The 16,063-nt window shown below is 64.5% G+C and carries 11 protein-coding genes; 2 read left to right on the top strand and 9 right to left on the bottom strand.

Annotated features, from left to right (window positions below; genetic code table 11):
• Positions 1 to 12 precede the first annotated feature (12 nt).
• The 9 genes from AAG612_RS06505 to AAG612_RS06465 form a co-directional block, all read right to left on the bottom strand.
• Entirely contained in the window at positions 13 to 3,306 is a 3,294-nt protein-coding gene (locus tag AAG612_RS06505; RefSeq protein WP_342508412.1) for an efflux RND transporter permease subunit, read from the bottom strand.
• Positions 3,281 to 4,615 (bottom strand): efflux RND transporter periplasmic adaptor subunit, encoded by a 1,335-nt coding sequence (locus AAG612_RS06500; protein ID WP_342508410.1) that lies wholly within the window; start codon positions 4,613 to 4,615, stop codon positions 3,281 to 3,283. Before AAG612_RS06500 ends, AAG612_RS06505 begins: the two co-directional genes overlap by 26 nt.
• Complete coding sequence (locus AAG612_RS06495; protein WP_342508408.1) at positions 4,612 to 6,096, bottom strand: efflux transporter outer membrane subunit; 1,485 nt, start codon at positions 6,094 to 6,096, stop codon at positions 4,612 to 4,614. The genes AAG612_RS06500 and AAG612_RS06495 overlap by 4 nt, the downstream gene beginning before the upstream one ends.
• Positions 6,097 to 6,181: 85 nt before the next feature.
• The gene (locus AAG612_RS06490; protein ID WP_342508406.1) at positions 6,182 to 6,307 is read right to left on the bottom strand and encodes a DUF2474 domain-containing protein; all 126 of its coding nucleotides are present in this window, start codon (positions 6,305 to 6,307) and stop codon (positions 6,182 to 6,184) included.
• Positions 6,307 to 7,305, bottom strand: coding sequence for a cytochrome d ubiquinol oxidase subunit II (gene cydB, locus AAG612_RS06485; protein WP_342508404.1), 999 nt, complete (start codon positions 7,303 to 7,305; stop codon positions 6,307 to 6,309). Before cydB ends, AAG612_RS06490 begins: the two co-directional genes overlap by 1 nt.
• Positions 7,302 to 8,774 (bottom strand): cytochrome ubiquinol oxidase subunit I, encoded by a 1,473-nt coding sequence (locus AAG612_RS06480; protein WP_342508403.1) that lies wholly within the window; start codon positions 8,772 to 8,774, stop codon positions 7,302 to 7,304. The genes cydB and AAG612_RS06480 overlap by 4 nt, the downstream gene beginning before the upstream one ends.
• 92 nt (positions 8,775 to 8,866) lie before the next feature.
• The gene (locus AAG612_RS06475; protein ID WP_342508401.1) at positions 8,867 to 9,913 is read right to left on the bottom strand and encodes a GGDEF domain-containing protein; all 1,047 of its coding nucleotides are present in this window, start codon (positions 9,911 to 9,913) and stop codon (positions 8,867 to 8,869) included.
• Positions 9,914 to 10,175: 262 nt separating this feature from the next.
• Positions 10,176 to 12,353, bottom strand: coding sequence for a S46 family peptidase (locus AAG612_RS06470; RefSeq protein WP_342508399.1), 2,178 nt, complete (start codon positions 12,351 to 12,353; stop codon positions 10,176 to 10,178).
• 60 nt (positions 12,354 to 12,413) lie between these two features.
• Positions 12,414 to 12,551, bottom strand: coding sequence for a hypothetical protein (locus AAG612_RS06465; RefSeq protein ID WP_342508396.1), 138 nt, complete (start codon positions 12,549 to 12,551; stop codon positions 12,414 to 12,416).
• An 18-nt stretch (positions 12,552 to 12,569) separates the two neighbouring features.
• Here AAG612_RS06465 and acs point away from each other — a divergent pair, with 18 nt between their 5' ends.
• Positions 12,570 to 14,492 (top strand): acetate--CoA ligase, encoded by a 1,923-nt coding sequence (gene acs, locus AAG612_RS06460; RefSeq protein WP_342508394.1) that lies wholly within the window; start codon positions 12,570 to 12,572, stop codon positions 14,490 to 14,492.
• A gap of 154 nt (positions 14,493 to 14,646) precedes the next feature.
• Entirely contained in the window at positions 14,647 to 16,053 is a 1,407-nt protein-coding gene (locus tag AAG612_RS06455) for a circularly permuted type 2 ATP-grasp protein (RefSeq protein WP_342508621.1), read from the top strand.
• The last annotated feature ends 10 nt before the right edge of the window (positions 16,054 to 16,063 follow it).

The following is a 16,063-nucleotide window of genomic DNA, read 5'->3' as shown; positions in this document are numbered from 1 at the left end:
CTCCAGATCGGGTCAGTTCGCCATCGGTTCTCCACCGAGTGCGATCTCGCCCGACCGCTTGCCACGCCAATGCTTGATCCTGGCCTCTGCGCGCATCTGGATGATCGCCAGGGCCGGGATCAGCAGCACCAGCAGCACTGTGCCGAACAATACGCCAAAGCCCAGGCTGGCGGACATCGGGATCAGAAACTGCGCCTGCAGACTGGTTTCGAAGGTGATCGGTGCGACGCCCAGGAAGGTCGTGATCGCGGTCAGCATGATGGGGCGAAAGCGCGATTTGGCCGCTTCGATCATCGCCTCGCCTGGTTCCATCCCATTGGCTAGGTTTTCATTCAGGAAGTCGATCATCACCAGCGACCCGTTGATGATGACGCCCGATAGCGCGATAATTCCGAACATCGACAGGATGCCCAGCGGGATACCCAGCAGGAGGTGCCCGATCAGCGCGCCGATCATCCCAAAGGGAATCGCGGCCATGATGATGAGCGGCTGGACGTAGGATCTGAAGGGCACTGCAAGCAGCGCGTAGATCGCCACCAGTGCCAGCAGGAAGGCACTGCCGAGATCGCCGAAGCTTTCCTGCTGCTCCTCCTGCTCTCCCCCGAAATCATACTGGAGCGAGGGATAGTCTGCCGTCAGCTGCGGCATGATGTCCTGTTCCAGAAGTGTCGCCACCTCCTGCCCGCCGATCGTGTCGCTATCGACATCGGCCGTGATGGTCGCGATCCTGTGGCCTTCCTCGCGCCGAATGACCGATGGAGCCTCGCCGAAAGAGACCTCGGCGATGCTCGACAGCGCGACCTCGCCGCCCGGAAGCCGAACCCGGTAACGTTCGATATCGGCGATCGAATCGCGTTCGTCCTCGGGCAGGCGGATGTAGACGCGCACGTCTTCCTGCCCGCGCTGCACGCGCACCGCCTCGGCACCGAAGAACGCGGCGCGGACCTGGCTGGCGACATCCTGCAGCGTCACACCGAGCGTGCGTGCGCCAGGCTTGAGGCGCAGCTCGATTTCCTGCTGGCCCGCGTCCTGATCGCTCTCGATATCGAACACGCCGGTGACGCGCGCCAACTGCTCCATCAGCCGGTCCGAGGCGAGATCGAGGATCGCTTCGTCGGGGTGGCTGAGCTGGACATTCACCGGCTCACCCACGGCAAGCAGCGAGGACGAGATCGAGAGCGAGCGTGCCTCGGGCACAGGGCCCAGTTCCTCGCGCCATGCCTGTTCGATGGCGGAAGCCGAAACGCTCTCGCGCTGCGCAGCAGGGATCAGGCTCAGCTGCACATTCGCGAGGTTCGGGCGCAGTGTGCGTTCTGCCCCACCGGGCCCCTGGCCGGTCTGCGCCATGCCGATGGTCGTGTAGATCGCTTCGAGGAAGTAAGGCCCCACGCCATTATCCGGCGCATCGCCCGGCGGCTGTGCATCGAAGCGCGCCAAGGCCCGGTCGGCGGCGGCCTCGATCCGTTCGGTCACCTCGGCGGTCCGCTCCACCGTGGTGCCCGATGGCATCTCGAGCGTAGCGGCCACGATGTCGCCCTCGATCTCGGGAAAGAAAGCGAACTTGATGATGCCGCCCGGGATCATTGCGAGGAACAGGATCAGCAGCGCAACGCCGCTTGCCACGATGAAGTACGGCATCGCGACCACGAACCGCAGTGCGCGATCCAGTGGGCCCTCTACGAAGGCCTTGAAACGCGCATCGACCCACGACTGCACTCGCGAGAAAAAGCGCGTCACTCGGTTGCCGGGCTTATGATCGTGGTCGGGCAGGGTGCTTAGGTGGTGCGGGAGGACGTACAGCGCCTCGACCAGCGAAAGGGTGAGCACCGCGATCACGACCAGTGGAATGTCGGCCAGGATCTTGCCGATCACCCCGCCAACCGCCAGCAGCGGCAGGAAAGCGGTGACTGTAGTGGCGACCGCGAAGAAGACGGGCACCTTCACGCGCTGGGCGCCTGCGATGGCGGCGCCGATGCCGGTTCGCCCGCGCTCGCGCTCCGCATAGATGTTCTCGCCCACCACGACCGCATCGTCGACCACGAGGCCGAGCGCGAGGATGAAGCCGAACAGCGAGAACATGTTGATGCTCGATCCGGCCCAGTCGAGGATGAAGATCGCACCGACGAAGGTCGCGCCGATGCCGACGGCAGTCCAGGCTGCCAGTCGCAAGTCGAGGAACAAGGTGAGGGCGCCGAGCACGAGGATCAGGCCCAGTGCGGCATTACGCAGCAGCAGCGCGAGTCGGTCCTCGAGCAATTCGGAGCGGTCTTCCCAGATGGCGTAGGAAACCCCGGCGGGCAGTTCGAAATCCTCGTCGACCAGCGTCTTGGCCGCTTCCGCCACGTCCAACACCCGCTCGTCGCTGGTGCGGTAGATATCGACGAACGCGACCGGTGCGTCGTTGAAGCGGGTGATGAGGTCTGAATCTTCGAAATCGTCCTGCACGTCGGCGATGTCGCCCAGCGTCAGGGTCGCGCCGTCCTGCGTGCTGACGACCACGATGTTCTCGAAGTCCTGCTGGTTGTAGTTCTGCCCGATGGTGCGCACGCGCACTTCCTCGGTACCGGTCTCGATCGCGCCCGCCGGACTATCGAGGCTGGACTGACCGACGATCTGGGCAACCTGCGGCAGCGACAGGCCCAGCGCGCGCAGGCGCGACTGGGGGACATCGGCATAGATCTCGTAATTGCGAACCGCAGAGGTCTCGACATAGCTGATCTCGGGCAGGCTCGATGCCGCGTCTTCAAGCCGGTAGGCGGTTTCTTTGAGCGTGCGTTCGTCGACATCGCCGAAAAGCGCGATCCGCAAGACGACCGCGCGCGTCGTCAATTCGCGGATATCGGGTTCCTCGGCATCGTCGGGGAAGGTCTGGATCTGATCGACTTCGGACTTCACTTCGTCGAGCGCCCGGGCGATGTCGGTGCCCAGTTCGAGTTCGACGTTGACCACGCCGCGGCCTTCGGAGGCCGTGGCCGAGATTTCCTTCACCCCCTCGATCGCTTCGACCGCCTCTTCCACCTTCTGGACGATCGATTCCTCGATCTCCTCGGGCGTCGCGCCCGGATAGGTGACGGAGACCGAAATCGTGTCGAGGCTGCTCTCTGGGAACACCTCCTGCACGATGGTGGTGAAGGAGAAATAGCCCGCGATGAACATCGCGAACAGCAGCAGGTTCGATGCGACGCCGTTCTTTGCCATGAAGGCGATCGGCCCGGTGCGGTCGCGCGCGCGATCCGCCTCGTTGCCGAAGCGGTCGACCGGGCCGGATGTGTCCTCGGCGTTACTCACCGCGCGGCGGCTCTGCATCGGCCGGGGTTGCCGTGCGGGGCTGTTGCGAGCTCAGGCGAACGCGCATGCCGTCGGTCGGCGCGCGCAGGTTGCTGGTCACGATCCGTCCACCCACGGCGAGGCTGGGCGTTGTGACATAGGCCACCTCGTCGGTTCGTTGGATGACCCGCACCGGCAGGATGCGCAGTCGCCCGTCGCGAACGACCCAGACCTGATTGCCCGGGCGCAGGGCCCTGATCGGAATGCGCGCGAACGGCACCGAAGCCTCGCCCGTCATGCGCGCATCGACGAAGCTGCCGAGCAGCAGGGGCGGGCCGGGCGGGCCGTCGCTATCGACAGGCTCGCCCGATTGCAGCGGTGAAGGGACCTGCAGGAATACGTCGATCGTGCGGGTTTCGGGATCGAGAATCGGGTCCGCGCGATCGACGAAGGCCTCCCACCGGTAGGTGATGCCGCCGTAATCGAAAAACACGCTTGCCGGTATCCGGCCGCCACCGGGCCGCAATAACGAGGGGATCAGCGCAGCCTCGTCCTCCGTAAGTGCGACGCGCACTTCGAAGGCGTCGGTCGCCACCAGCGTGCCGAGCATCTGCCCCGGCTGGACCAGCGTGCCGACTGCTGCGGACTCTTCCCGCACGAGACTGCTGAAAGGCGCGGAGATACGCGTGCGAGACAGCGTGAGCTGCGCCGCTTCGAGGTTGGCTGCGGCACGCTCGCGCGCGGCCTGGGCGGAGCGTAGCTGCGGTTCGCGGGTCGCGAGGCGGCTGGGCGCGGCTGCAGGCTCGCCCGCAGCGCTCTCTCCTCCGGAAAAACCCTGCCGGGCAAGCATTGTCGGCGGGAGGATACGCGCGGCGTAATCGTCGGGATCGATCCCGGCCTGCAACACCTCGCGCGTCGCCTGACGTCGGGCGAAACGCTCCAGCTCATCGCGTGCGATCTCGACTTCCTCGCGGGCCTGCAGCACCGCGACATCCTGCGCGGCGACATCGGCGCGGGCCGAGCGGACCTGGTTCTGGAAGTCGACCGGGTTCACGCGGAACAGCGTCGCCCCGCGCGGCACGATCCGCCCTTCCTGGAACGCGGGATTGACGTAGACCAGGCGTCCCGAGACTTCCGCCCCCACGGTCACCGTCTCACGGGCCTGAACCGTCCCGCTGCCACGCACTTCCAGCGGGCCGGTCCCTCGTTCGAACGCAACGGTTTCGACCAGCGGCTCCTGCTCGACACGCTCCTGCTCCTCGGGTTCGGGCCGCAGCGTAACCATCAACACGGCGAGAAGAATCGCGCCGCCGAGCACGGCCAGCGCGAGAATGGCCTGACGGCTCATGGCTCTTGTCCTTCTTGGGGAGCGGGGATCAGCCCGACCGGATTGGGTTCGACGCCCGCCGCCCAGTCGCCGCCGAGTGCGCGATGAACGTCAAGGCGCGACAATGCGACCGCGCGACCGGCCGAGGATAGTGCCGCCTCAACCTGATAGACCGCCCGCAGCGCGTCGAGATAGCTGACATAGTCGCCCACGCCTGCCTCGAAGCGACGCGCCTGAAGCTCGGCGGAGAACTGCGCGTCCTCCCGCTGGGCGAGGATCAGCGCGTAGCGCTGGCGGTTTTCCTCGTATTCCTCGATCGCGCTGTTGGCTTCGCGATAAGCGGTCAGCACGGTGCGAGCGTAATTGGCAACCTGCTGGTCGTAAGTCGCGCGCGCGGCCTCGATATTGGCGGAGATGCGCCCGCCCTGGAAGATCGGCGCGGTCAGCCCGGCGGCGAGGTTGATGGCCCAGTTGTTGGCCACATCGAGCACGCTGCCGATTTCGCCCCCTTGCGTGCCGGGGGCGGCGGTCAGCGTGATCGCGGGAAAGCGTTCTGCCCGGCGCGCGCCGACCCGCAGCCGTGCCGCTTCGAGGCGCGCCCATGCTGCGGCGACATCGGGCCGCTGGCCGAGCAGGTCCGCGGGCAGGCCGGCGGGCACTTCGTCGAACACGAGGCGGGGCAACAGCTGGCGGTCGAGCCGCTCTTCCATCGTTTGCGGATATTCGCGCACCAGCAGCGCCAGCCGCCCCTGCGCATCGTCCAGCGCCGCCTCCGCCTGCGGCAGCGAGGCCTGCGTGTTCCGTTCGTCCTGCTGCACCTGATAGAGTTCGAAGCTCGGTGTCAGGCCGCGCCGAAAACGCTCCTGCGTCTGGACCGTACGTTCGGCCAGCAGGTCGAGAGTTTCGAGTGTCAGCTCGATCTGGCGGCGGCCGTCGACGATTTCGAAATAGGTGGCGATCGTCTCGGCGGCAGCAGCCAGCTGGACCGAGCGGTAATCGTACTCGGCGGCGATGGCATCGGCACGGGCGGCAGCAAAATCGCTGCGGGCACGGCCGAACAGGTCGACCTCGTAGGATGCGCCGAGTCCCAGCGAGTAGGAATCGTTCTCGATCCGGGTCGGGCCACCACCACCTGCCCCGGCGAGTCCGCCAAAGGCGCTGCCGCTGAGCGGAGTGTTGGAATAGCTCGCATCGCCGCTGGCGTTGATGCCGGGAAACAGCGCGGAGCGTGCGACGCGCGCCTGGGCGGCAGCCTGGGCGACGCGAGCCGCAGCCTCCGCGATGTCCAGATTATCGGCCAGCGCGTCTTCCACCAGCGCGTTCAGCACCGGATCGTCGAACGCCGTCCACCATGCATCGGGCCGGTATTCGCCCATGTTTTCCGAATTCGGGAAAGTGTTGGGAAGCTGCGCGGCGATCTCTGGCTGCGCGCGCTCGGGTGCCATGCTGGCACATCCCGAGAGGGCGAGTGCGAAGGTCCCGAAGAGAATCGCGCGGCGCATGACGCTCAGCTATACGCCACCGTTCATTAAAGGGCGAGGGGCCGCTGACAAGAAGTTGCGATTGACGACCCGATACCGATGGGTGTCAGCCCATCAGCCACCAGCGGATGAGATAGGCGACGATACCGAGTGCGCCGACACTCATGCCCCAGATCGCCGCCATCCAGCCGAGGCGGCGCCATAGAGGGGTGCCAGGTTCGCCTTCGGACATCAGTGGTAGCCTTCATCGCCCACCTTGCCGCGAAACACCCAATAGGCCCACGCGGTATAGCCGATGATCAACGGCATGGTGATCGCGACACCAACCAGCATGAACACCTGGCTGCGTTCCGGAGCGGCCGCATCCCAGATCGTCAGACCGGGCGGGACGACAAAGGGCCAGATTGTCACCCCGACCCCCGCGAGGCCGAAGAAGAACAACGCGAGGGCGAGCCAGAACGGCTTCGAGTGACGGTCGCAGGAGAGCGCGTGCCACAGGAACCCGGCCACGATCAGCGTCGCGATCGGGATCGGTGCGACCCAGTAAATGGCAGGCGTGCTCAGCCAGTGGTCGGCATATTCGGGGCGCAGGACAAGGTTGTAGAGGCTTACCGCGCCCATCAGCGCGATCGTCGCGATGGCAGCAATCTTGCCCAGCTTGCGGGCATGGGCCTGGCCATCGCCATCGAGCTTCCAAACCAGCCATGTCGCGCCGAGCAGGGCATATCCGGCGACCGTGCCGACGCCGGTCAGCAGCGTGTAGGGCGTCAGCCAGTCGAACCAGCTGCCCGAATAGGCGCGGTCGGTCACTTCGATGCCTTGCAGCAGCGCGCCGAGCGTCATGCCCTGGGCCAACGCGGCGACGATGCTGCCTGCGGTAAAAGATGCGTCCCAGAACCTGCGGTGTGCCGGATCGCGCCAGCGGAACTCGAAAGCAACGCCGCGGAAGACGAGGCCGAGCAGCATTGCGATGACCAGCGGATAGGTTGCGGGCAGGATCACCGCGTAGGCAAGCGGGAAGGCGGCGAACAACCCGCCGCCGCCCAGCACCAGCCAGGTCTCGTTGCCATCCCACACCGGCGCGATCGAGTTCATCGCCCGGTCGCGTTCCTGCCCGACATCGAAGGTCGGGAAGAGGATGCCAATGCCAAGGTCGAAGCCGTCCATCACCACATAGGCGAAGATGGCGAAGGCGATGATGAAGGCCCAGATCGTGGTGAGGTCGATCATTGCTCGTCCTCCTTGGAAGCAGGCTCGACATATCGGATCGAACTGAGCGAATCCGGGCTCAGGTTGCCGGGGTCCTGTGTCGGCCCCGGCGTGATCCCGGCGGTACGGATCGGGCCGGTATCGCCGCGCTTGACGCCCGTTTCGTGCGCCTGCGGGGCCTTGCTCATGAGGCGCAGGATGTACCACGTCCCGGTTCCGAAGACCGCGAAATAGACGACGACGAAGGCGATCAGCGATGCGCCCACGGCCGGCGCATCGAGCGGGCTGGCCGCATCGGCGGTGCGCAACAGATTGTAGATGACGTAAGGCTGGCGACCGACCTCGGTGGTGATCCAGCCCGCAATGACCGCGACGAAGCCCGCCGGGCTCAGCACCAGTGCGGCACGGTGCAGCCAGTGCCAGTCATACAGCTTGCCGCGAACCCTCGCGAAAAGGCTCCACAAGCCGACGCCAAGCATGGCGAAGCCCAGCCCCACCATGATCCGGAATGACCAGAAGACGATCCCCACGGGGGGCTGCTCGTCGAGCGGGATGGTATCGAGCCCAGCCATCGGTGCGTCGAGATCGTGCTTGAGGATCAGGCTGGAGGCCTTGGGAATCTCGACCGCGTATTTGACCTCGCGCGCCTCGCTGTCGGGAATGCCGAACAGGATCAGCGGCGCGCCGTCGGGGTGGCTCTGGTAATGGCCTTCCATCGCCATCACCTTTTGCGGTTGGTGCTCCAGCGTATTGAGCCCGTGCATGTCGCCAGCGAAGATTTGCACCGGCACCACCAGCGCCGCCATCCACATCGCCATCGAGAACATCTTGCGCGCGTGCTTGTTCGTGCGATCCTTCAGCAGGTGCCATGCGCCCACGCCGCCGACCACGAAGGCGGTGGTGATGTAGGCGCCCAGCACCGTGTGGACGAGCCGGTAGGGGAAGCTGGGGTTAAAGATGATCTCTAGCCAGCTGTCGCCCGGCAAATACTGCCCGTTGGCGGCGAGTTCGTAGCCGACTGGGGTTTGCATCCAGCTGTTGACCGACAGGATCCAGAAGGCGCTGATGAACGTGCCGCCGGCGACCATCAGCGTGGCCACGTAATGCAGCTTCTTGCCCACGCGGTTCATCCCGAACAGCATCACGCCGAGGAACCCGGCTTCGAGGAAGAAGGCGGTCAGCACCTCGTAGGCCATCAGCGGGCCGATCACCGGGCCTGCCACATCGGAGAAGACCGACCAATTGGTGCCGAACTGGTAGGACATGACGATACCGCTGACGACGCCCATGGCGAAAGCGATCGCAAAGATCTTCAGCCAGTACTTGAACAGATCCATGTAGACCGTTTTGCCGGTCTTCAGCCACAACCCCTCGAGAACCGCGAGATAGCTCGCCAACCCGATCGAGAAGGCCGGGAAGATGAAATGGAAGCTCACCGTAAACGCGAATTGTATCCGCGCCAGAATGATCGGATCGAGGGCATCGAACATGGTCAGGACCTACAGAAAACGAGGAGGTCGTTCCAGCGCCGGTTCGGCACCGCCTGTTGCGAATTTCTCAACAGAGATGGGCGATGGGTAGGTCAGGCTGCGAGCGAGGGGACGTAGCGCGTCCCGAAGCCCTTGCCCGCCTTCTTGGCCGCGTAGAGCGCCCGGTCGGCGCGCACATGAAGCTCCGTAATATCCGTCGCATCTTCGGGGTAGCACGCGAAGCCAGCGGTAACGCCGATCTGGACCAGGCTCGTCCCATCGACCGGATAGGGGGCGCTCGAGACGTTGGCGAGAACGGCTTCGATAGTAGCTTCGGTCTTCTCGGCCCCTTGGGAGGGGAGCAGCGCGAGAAATTCGTCGCCACCGATCCGCGCCAGGATCTGCCCTTCGTCGAGGGCGGCCTGCATCCGGCTCGCCACCTCGCACAGCAGGCCGTCGCCCGCCGCATGGCCGAACCGGTCGTTGATCGGTTTGAATCCGTCGAGATCGAAGCACACCAGCGAAAACACATCGTCGCGAGAAAGGCTCTTCATCACCCCTTCCAGACCGTGCCGGTTGAGCAGCCCGGTCAAGGGATCGTGCCGCGCGCGGTCTGCATTGATCATTTCCGCGCTCAGCGCGGACAGCATCGCGCTGCGGTAGTTCGCCAGCAGTTGCAGCGCGCCGAGCAGGAAACCGGGGAGCAGCGCCAGCAGTGCCAGCATCACCGGATCGCCCGTCGTCGCTGCGCCGATCAGGAACGGGCAAACGGACAATCCGACCAGCAGCATCGCCAGCCGCGGCGCGGCGTAGTTGCGGGCGCACAACGGCCCTACCAGCCCCATGCAGTGGGCAGCGGTGATGACCATAATCGCGGTGTTGCCGGTCCTCATGGCGAAGAAGAACAGCAAGCCCTGCAATCCGCACCACAACAGCGAGAGCGTGACCGGCAGGTCGATGTACGGGATCTCGCCGCCGGCACGGGTCGCTTTCACTCTCCGCAAGCTTGCGAGTCGCGCGCACAGCAGGATCGTCTCTGCCAGAATGATGATCGCGAAAGCGGCGCCGCCGACCGTGAAATGAGCCAGGCAGGCGACGAACAGTCCATTGAGCGCGCCCATGATCACCGCCACGGGTGACGAGAGCAGTGCGCCGTTCATCGCCGGGCGCAGTTCATGCGGTGTCCCGTGACCCCATCGCATTAGCCATGGAAGCAGACCGCTGCTCGCGCGCAATTTCCCAATGGGCCGATCGGGCGATGCGATAGGGAACGGCTCGTCAATTCTCATGCAAGCGCTGTTAGGCCGACATAGCTAACAAACATTAAAAGGCAGTGAGGAAGCGCGTCCGCTAAACCTATCTGCGCAATGCAAAAAAAGGGCGACCCGCAGGCCGCCCTTATTGGCTTCGAGGTCTGTCGCCTTACTCGACGATGTCCATTTCCTCGATCAGGTTGGTCGCCCCGTCGACCTTTTCCATCACCCACAGCATGTAGCGGGTGTCGACATGGATCGAACGGGTCGTGCGCGGGTCGAAATCCCAGTCCGAATTGACGCTTTCGAAGGTGCCGTCGAACAGCAGGCCGACGAGCTCGCCCTGTGCGTTAAGCGTGGCCGAGCCTGAGTTGCCGCCGGTCACGTCGAGATCGGACAGGTAGTTCACCGGGACCGAACCGATCGTTTCGAGTTCGTAGGGGCCGTAATCCTTGGCTTCGATCAGAGCGAGTTCACGCGCCGGAGCGTTGAACGGATCTATGCCGGTGTCCTTCTGGGTAATCCCTTCCAGCGTGGTGAAGGGCAGGTAGGCCATCCCGTCGAAGGGCGATCCACCCATCACGTTGCCGAAGGTGATGCGCAGCGTGGAATTGGCATCGGGATAGGGCAGCTGGCCCTGCTCGCTCTGCCACTGCGTGATCGCCTCCATATAGGCGGGGCGCAATGCCAGCGCGCGCCCGGCGCGTTCCTCGCCCGCGTCTTCCAGCCCGCGTTCGTAATCATAGAGTGCGATCGCGAGTTTCATGAAGGGATCGTTGCTCGCTTCGAGCTCGGCAACGCTGGCATCCATCAACGCCAGACGCGTCTCGGTCTCGTCGAGCGAGGTGCCTTCGTAGAAGCCGTCGAGGATCGTATCGAGCTGCTTCGCATCGTCGATACCGGTCAGCCCCAGCGCATCGTCATACACGGCGACACGCTCGGCCTCGGGCTGGGCGATGTAGCCCTTGAGGAACAGCTTCCATTCGGCCTTGTCGACCGCCGGGTCGTAGCGCCGGTCGAGCGCCTGCATGCTCTGGCGGAAGAACGCCATGTCGCGCTCCTGATAACCGGAGTCGCGCTGAGCGTTCGGCTTTTCGTTCTCCTTGGCGAGACGGTAGAGGCGCTGCGCAACCGAAAGCAGCTGTGCGCGAGTCGCGTTGCCGTACCAGAAGCTGGTGCGCGCGGCGGTGGCGCTTTCCTGCGACAGGGCGGACAGGTCCGCAATCGCGGGGCCGTAGGCGGCGCGCGAGGGATCGGCTGCGATCCAGGCGGCGAGCGCCTCTTCACGCTCGCGGCGACGTTCGATCAGGCCGACGCGGCGTGCGCCTTCGATCTGGCCGCGCAGGTTTTTCTCGTAATTGTTGAGGCCGGCGAGGCGGCTTTCGTACTTCACGCGCGCGTCGGAGCCTTCGGGTGCGGCCGTCTCGATCGTGTCGATCCAGTCGGTCAGCAGGGTCTGGAAGGTCGGGTAGTTCCAGCCGAAGGTGTTCTCGACTTCCGCCAGCATCGCGTAGCGCGAGGTCGAACCGGGGTAGCCCGCGACCATCACGAAATCGCCATCGTCGAGGCCCGCCGCGCTCACCTTCAGGTGATGATCGGGCTGGTAGGGCACGTTGTCTTCGGAATATTCGGCGGCAGAGCCGTCGGGCGCGACATAGGCGCGGTAGAAGGAGAAATCGCCGGTGTGGCGCGGCCACATCCAGTTATCGACATCGCCGCCATACTTGCCGATCGAGTCGGCCGGGGCGTAAACCAGCCGCACGTCCTTCACTTCGAGCTGCTTGATGAGCTTGTATTGCGAACCGCCGTAATAGCTCGCGACGCGGCAGCGGAAGCCGGCTTCCTGCTCGCACTCGGCGGTGATGTCCTTCATGCGCTGCTCGACCGTGTCGTAACGCTCGTTCGGCGAGAGGGTATCGGTGCCTGCGCGCATGCGCTGCGTCACATCGCTGAATTCGGTCGTCACATAGATGCGTGAGCCCGGCGCGGCGGGCAATTCGTCGCCCATCGTCGGCGCAAGGAAACCGTTCTCGAGGTAGTTGTTTTCGGCGGTCGAATTGTACTGCACCGATCCGCGTGCGCAGTGGTGGTTGGTGACCACGAGGCCCTGCGGCGAGACAAAGCTGGCCGAGCAACCGCCAAGGCTGACCACCGCCCCCATCGGGAAGCCGGTGAGGTCCGACAGCGCATCAGGATCGAGTTCGAGCCCGGCTTCGCGCAGATCCTCGGCGATTTCGGGCAGTTGTTCGGGCGTGAACATCCCTTCTTTCGCGGCGAGCGGCCCCGAGAGCGAAGATGTCGCGACCCCCGCCATCAGCAGTGCGACCGTGAGTGTCCTGATACGCATTTGAAATCCCCTAGAAACCGGATCGGCCCAAGCGTGACGCCGATGTGATAGCGTCACCTGCTATTGGCCCATGCGGGCCGACGCAAGCGTGCGAATGTCGTTCGTCGATCTCCGATTGCCGTTGATCGGCTGGAGCGGATCGGCCTCGCCGCCGGTCGCCAAACCGCGTGCGATGGGATAGCCCTGCACATCATGCATCTTGGGAGAGAGCCGTTCATGCAAGAATTCGTCCAGCCTTCGCAAAGCACCACGACCAATTGCACGCGTGAGCAGTATGACGCCGATTATGCCCGCTCCATTGCCGAACCCGATGCCTTCTGGCTGGAGCAGGCGCAGCGGCTCGACTGGATTACGCCGCCGACGAAGGGCGGCGAATGGTCATACGATCCGGTCGAGATCAGGTGGTTCGCGGACGGCACGCTCAACCTGTGTCACAACGCGGTCGATCGGCATTTGGCGAACAAGGCCGACAAGACGGCGCTGATTTTCGAGCCCGACGATCCCGATGGCAAAGTGCGCAAGCTGACCTATGCCGAGCTGCACGGCGAGGTCGTGCGGATGGCGAACGCTCTGAAGGCCATGGGCGTCACCAAAGGCGCGCGGGTTACGCTCTACATGCCCATGGTGGTCGAGGGGGTGGTCGCAATGCTCGCCTGCGCACGGCTGGGTGCGATCCATTCGGTCGTCTTTGGCGGCTTCTCCCCCGAAGCGCTGGCTGGCAGGATCATCGATTGCGAAAGCGAGTTCGTGATCACCGCCGATGAAGGGCGGCGCGGGACCAAGCCGATCCCGCTCAAGGCCAATGTCGATGCTGCCGTGGACGAGCACGAGACGCCGGTGAAGGGCGTGCTGGTGATCGCGCATACCGGTGCCGACATCGCGATGAAGGACGGTCGCGACCACTGGTATGCAGACCTCGCCTCCGATGAGGACTGCCCGTGCGAGCCGATGGCGGCGGAAGATCCGCTGTTCATTCTTTACACATCGGGCTCGACGGGAAAGCCCAAGGGCGTACTCCACACGACGGGTGGCTATGGCGTGTGGACCGCGTGCACATTCCATTACGTGTTCGACTACCAGCCTGCAGACGTGTTCTGGTGCTCTGCCGATATCGGCTGGATCACCGGGCACAGCTACGTCACCTACGGGCCGCTGCTGAACGGCGCGACGCAGGTGATCTTCGAAGGCGTGCCGAATTATCCCGATCACGGGCGGTTCTGGCAGGTGATCGCCAAGCACAAGGTCAGCATCTTCTACACCGCGCCGACCGCGATCCGCGCGATGATGCGCGAGGGCGACGGCTTCGTCACCTCGCATGACCGATCCAGCCTGCGCCTGCTGGGATCGGTGGGCGAGCCGATCAATCCCGAGGCGTGGCGCTGGTATCGCGACGTGCCGGGCGAGGGACGCTGCCCCGTGGTCGATACCTGGTGGCAGACCGAAACGGGCGGCATCATGCTGACCACGCTGCCCGCAGCCCACGCCATGAAACCCGGCTGCGCGGGCCTGCCGTTCTTCGGCGTCCAGCCCCAGCTGGTCGATAACGAGGGCGGCGTGCTGGATGGCGTGGCGGAGGGTAATTTGTGCCTGATCGCCAGCTGGCCGGGCCAGGCGCGCACGCTCTACGGCGATCACGAGCGCTTCGTGCAAACCTATTTCAGCACCTACAAGGGCAAGTATTTTACCAGCGACGGCTGCCAGCGCGACGAGAACGGCTATTACCGCATCACCGGGCGGGTCGACGACGTCATCAATGTCTCCGGCCATCGGATGGGCACCGCCGAGGTGGAAAGCGCTCTGGTGCTGCACCCCCGGGTGGCAGAGGCGGCGGTGGTCGCCTTCCCGCACGACATCAAGGGGCAGGGCATCTATTGCTACGTGACGCTGAACGCGGGCGAGGATGGCTCCGACGATCTCGCCGCAGAACTGCGTCAGCAGGTCCGTAAGGAGATCGGCCCCGTGGCGACGCCCGACCGGATCCACTTCACCGACGGTCTGCCCAAGACGCGCAGCGGCAAGATCATGCGCCGCATCCTGCGCAAGATCGCGGAGAACGATTACGGTTCGCTCGGCGATACCTCGACGCTCGCCGACCCCTCTCTGGTCGACCGGCTGATCGAGGGGCGCGTGGACGGCTGAGGGCCCATAATGATGCAGCGCGGAACAAAGGGGGCGCCGGGGCTGTTATGAAAGCAATGCTTTGCGAACGGCACCTCCGCTCGTAACCAGACCAGGACGGCAGCGCACAATCAGAAATAGTAAGGCCGGGGGGTCCACATTGAGCTTCGATGAAATGCTAGGGTTCGACGGGAAGGAAGAAATCCGCCCTGCCTATCGCGCATTTCGCGAATGGCTGGACCGCCAGCCCGACAAACGCGTTGCCCGTAAATCCGAGCAAGCGGAGAATTTCTTTCGCACGATCGGCATTACCTTCAACGTCTATGGCGAAGATGAGGCGGACGAACGCCTGATCCCGTTCGATGTGGTCCCGCGGATCATTTCGGGTAGTGAATGGCGCAAGCTCTCCAAGGGGATCGAGCAGCGCGTGCGGGCGATCAACGCCTTCATGCATGACATCTATCATCGGCAGGAGATTCTGCGCTCGGGTCGCGTGCCCGAAAGCCTGATTGCCAACAATGCTGCCTTCCTGCCCAAGATGATGGGTTTCGATCCGCCCGGCGGTATCTACACCCATATCACCGGAACCGACATCGTGCGGACCGGCCCCGACCAGTTTTACGTGCTCGAAGACAACGCCCGGACGCCCTCCGGCGTGTCCTACATGCTCGAAAACCGCGAGATCATGCTCCAGATGTTCCCGGAGCTCTTCGCGGAGAGCGCGATCTGCGACGTCAGCGATTATCCGACATGGCTGCGTAGATCGCTCGCGGCCTGCGCGCCCGCAGCGTGCCTGGACAAGCCGACCGTCGCGGTGCTGACCCCAGGCACCTTCAATTCCGCCTATTTCGAACACAGCTTCCTCGCCGACCAGATGGGCGCGGAACTGATCGAAGGGTCGGATCTGCGGGTGGTCGACGGACGGGTCGCGATGCGGACCACGCAAGGCTACAAGCCGGTCGACGTGATCTATCGCCGGATCGACGACGAATTTCTCGACCCGCTCAATTTCAATCCGGAATCGATGCTCGGTGTGCCCGGCATCTTCGATGTCTACCGCGCGGGCGGCGTCACCATCGCCAACGCGCCGGGCACCGGCATCGCCGACGACAAGGCGCTCTACAGCTACATGCCCGAGATCGTAGAGTTCTATACCGGCGAGAAGCCGCTGCTCGAAAACGTGCCCACCTGGCGCTGTTCGGAGCCGGACCAGCTGGCCGAAGTGCTCGACAAGCTGGACGAGCTGGTGGTCAAGGAAGTGCATGGTTCTGGCGGCTACGGCATGCTGATCGGGCCGACCGCGAGCAAGCAGGAGATCGCCGATTTCCGGGAGAAGCTTAAGGCCAACCCCGACGGCTACATTGCGCAGCCGACACTGGCGCTTTCGACAGTGCCGATTTTCACCGATCAGGGCCTCGCCCCGCGTCACGTCGATTTCCGCCCCTTCGTACTGATGGCGCCCAATTCGGTCGACATCGTGCCCGGGGGTCTGACCCGCGTGGCCATGAACGAGGGATCGCTGGTGGTGAATTCCAGCCAGGGTGGCGGAACGAAGGACACATGGGTGCTCGATGATGACTGAGCGCGCCTCA

Source organism: Citromicrobium bathyomarinum, from assembly GCF_038594605.1.
In the GTDB taxonomy this organism is placed as follows: Bacteria; Pseudomonadota; Alphaproteobacteria; order Sphingomonadales; family Sphingomonadaceae; genus Alteriqipengyuania; species Alteriqipengyuania bathyomarina_B.
Note: the sequence above shows the minus strand (reverse complement) of the source record. Positions and strands in the feature narration are given on the sequence as shown.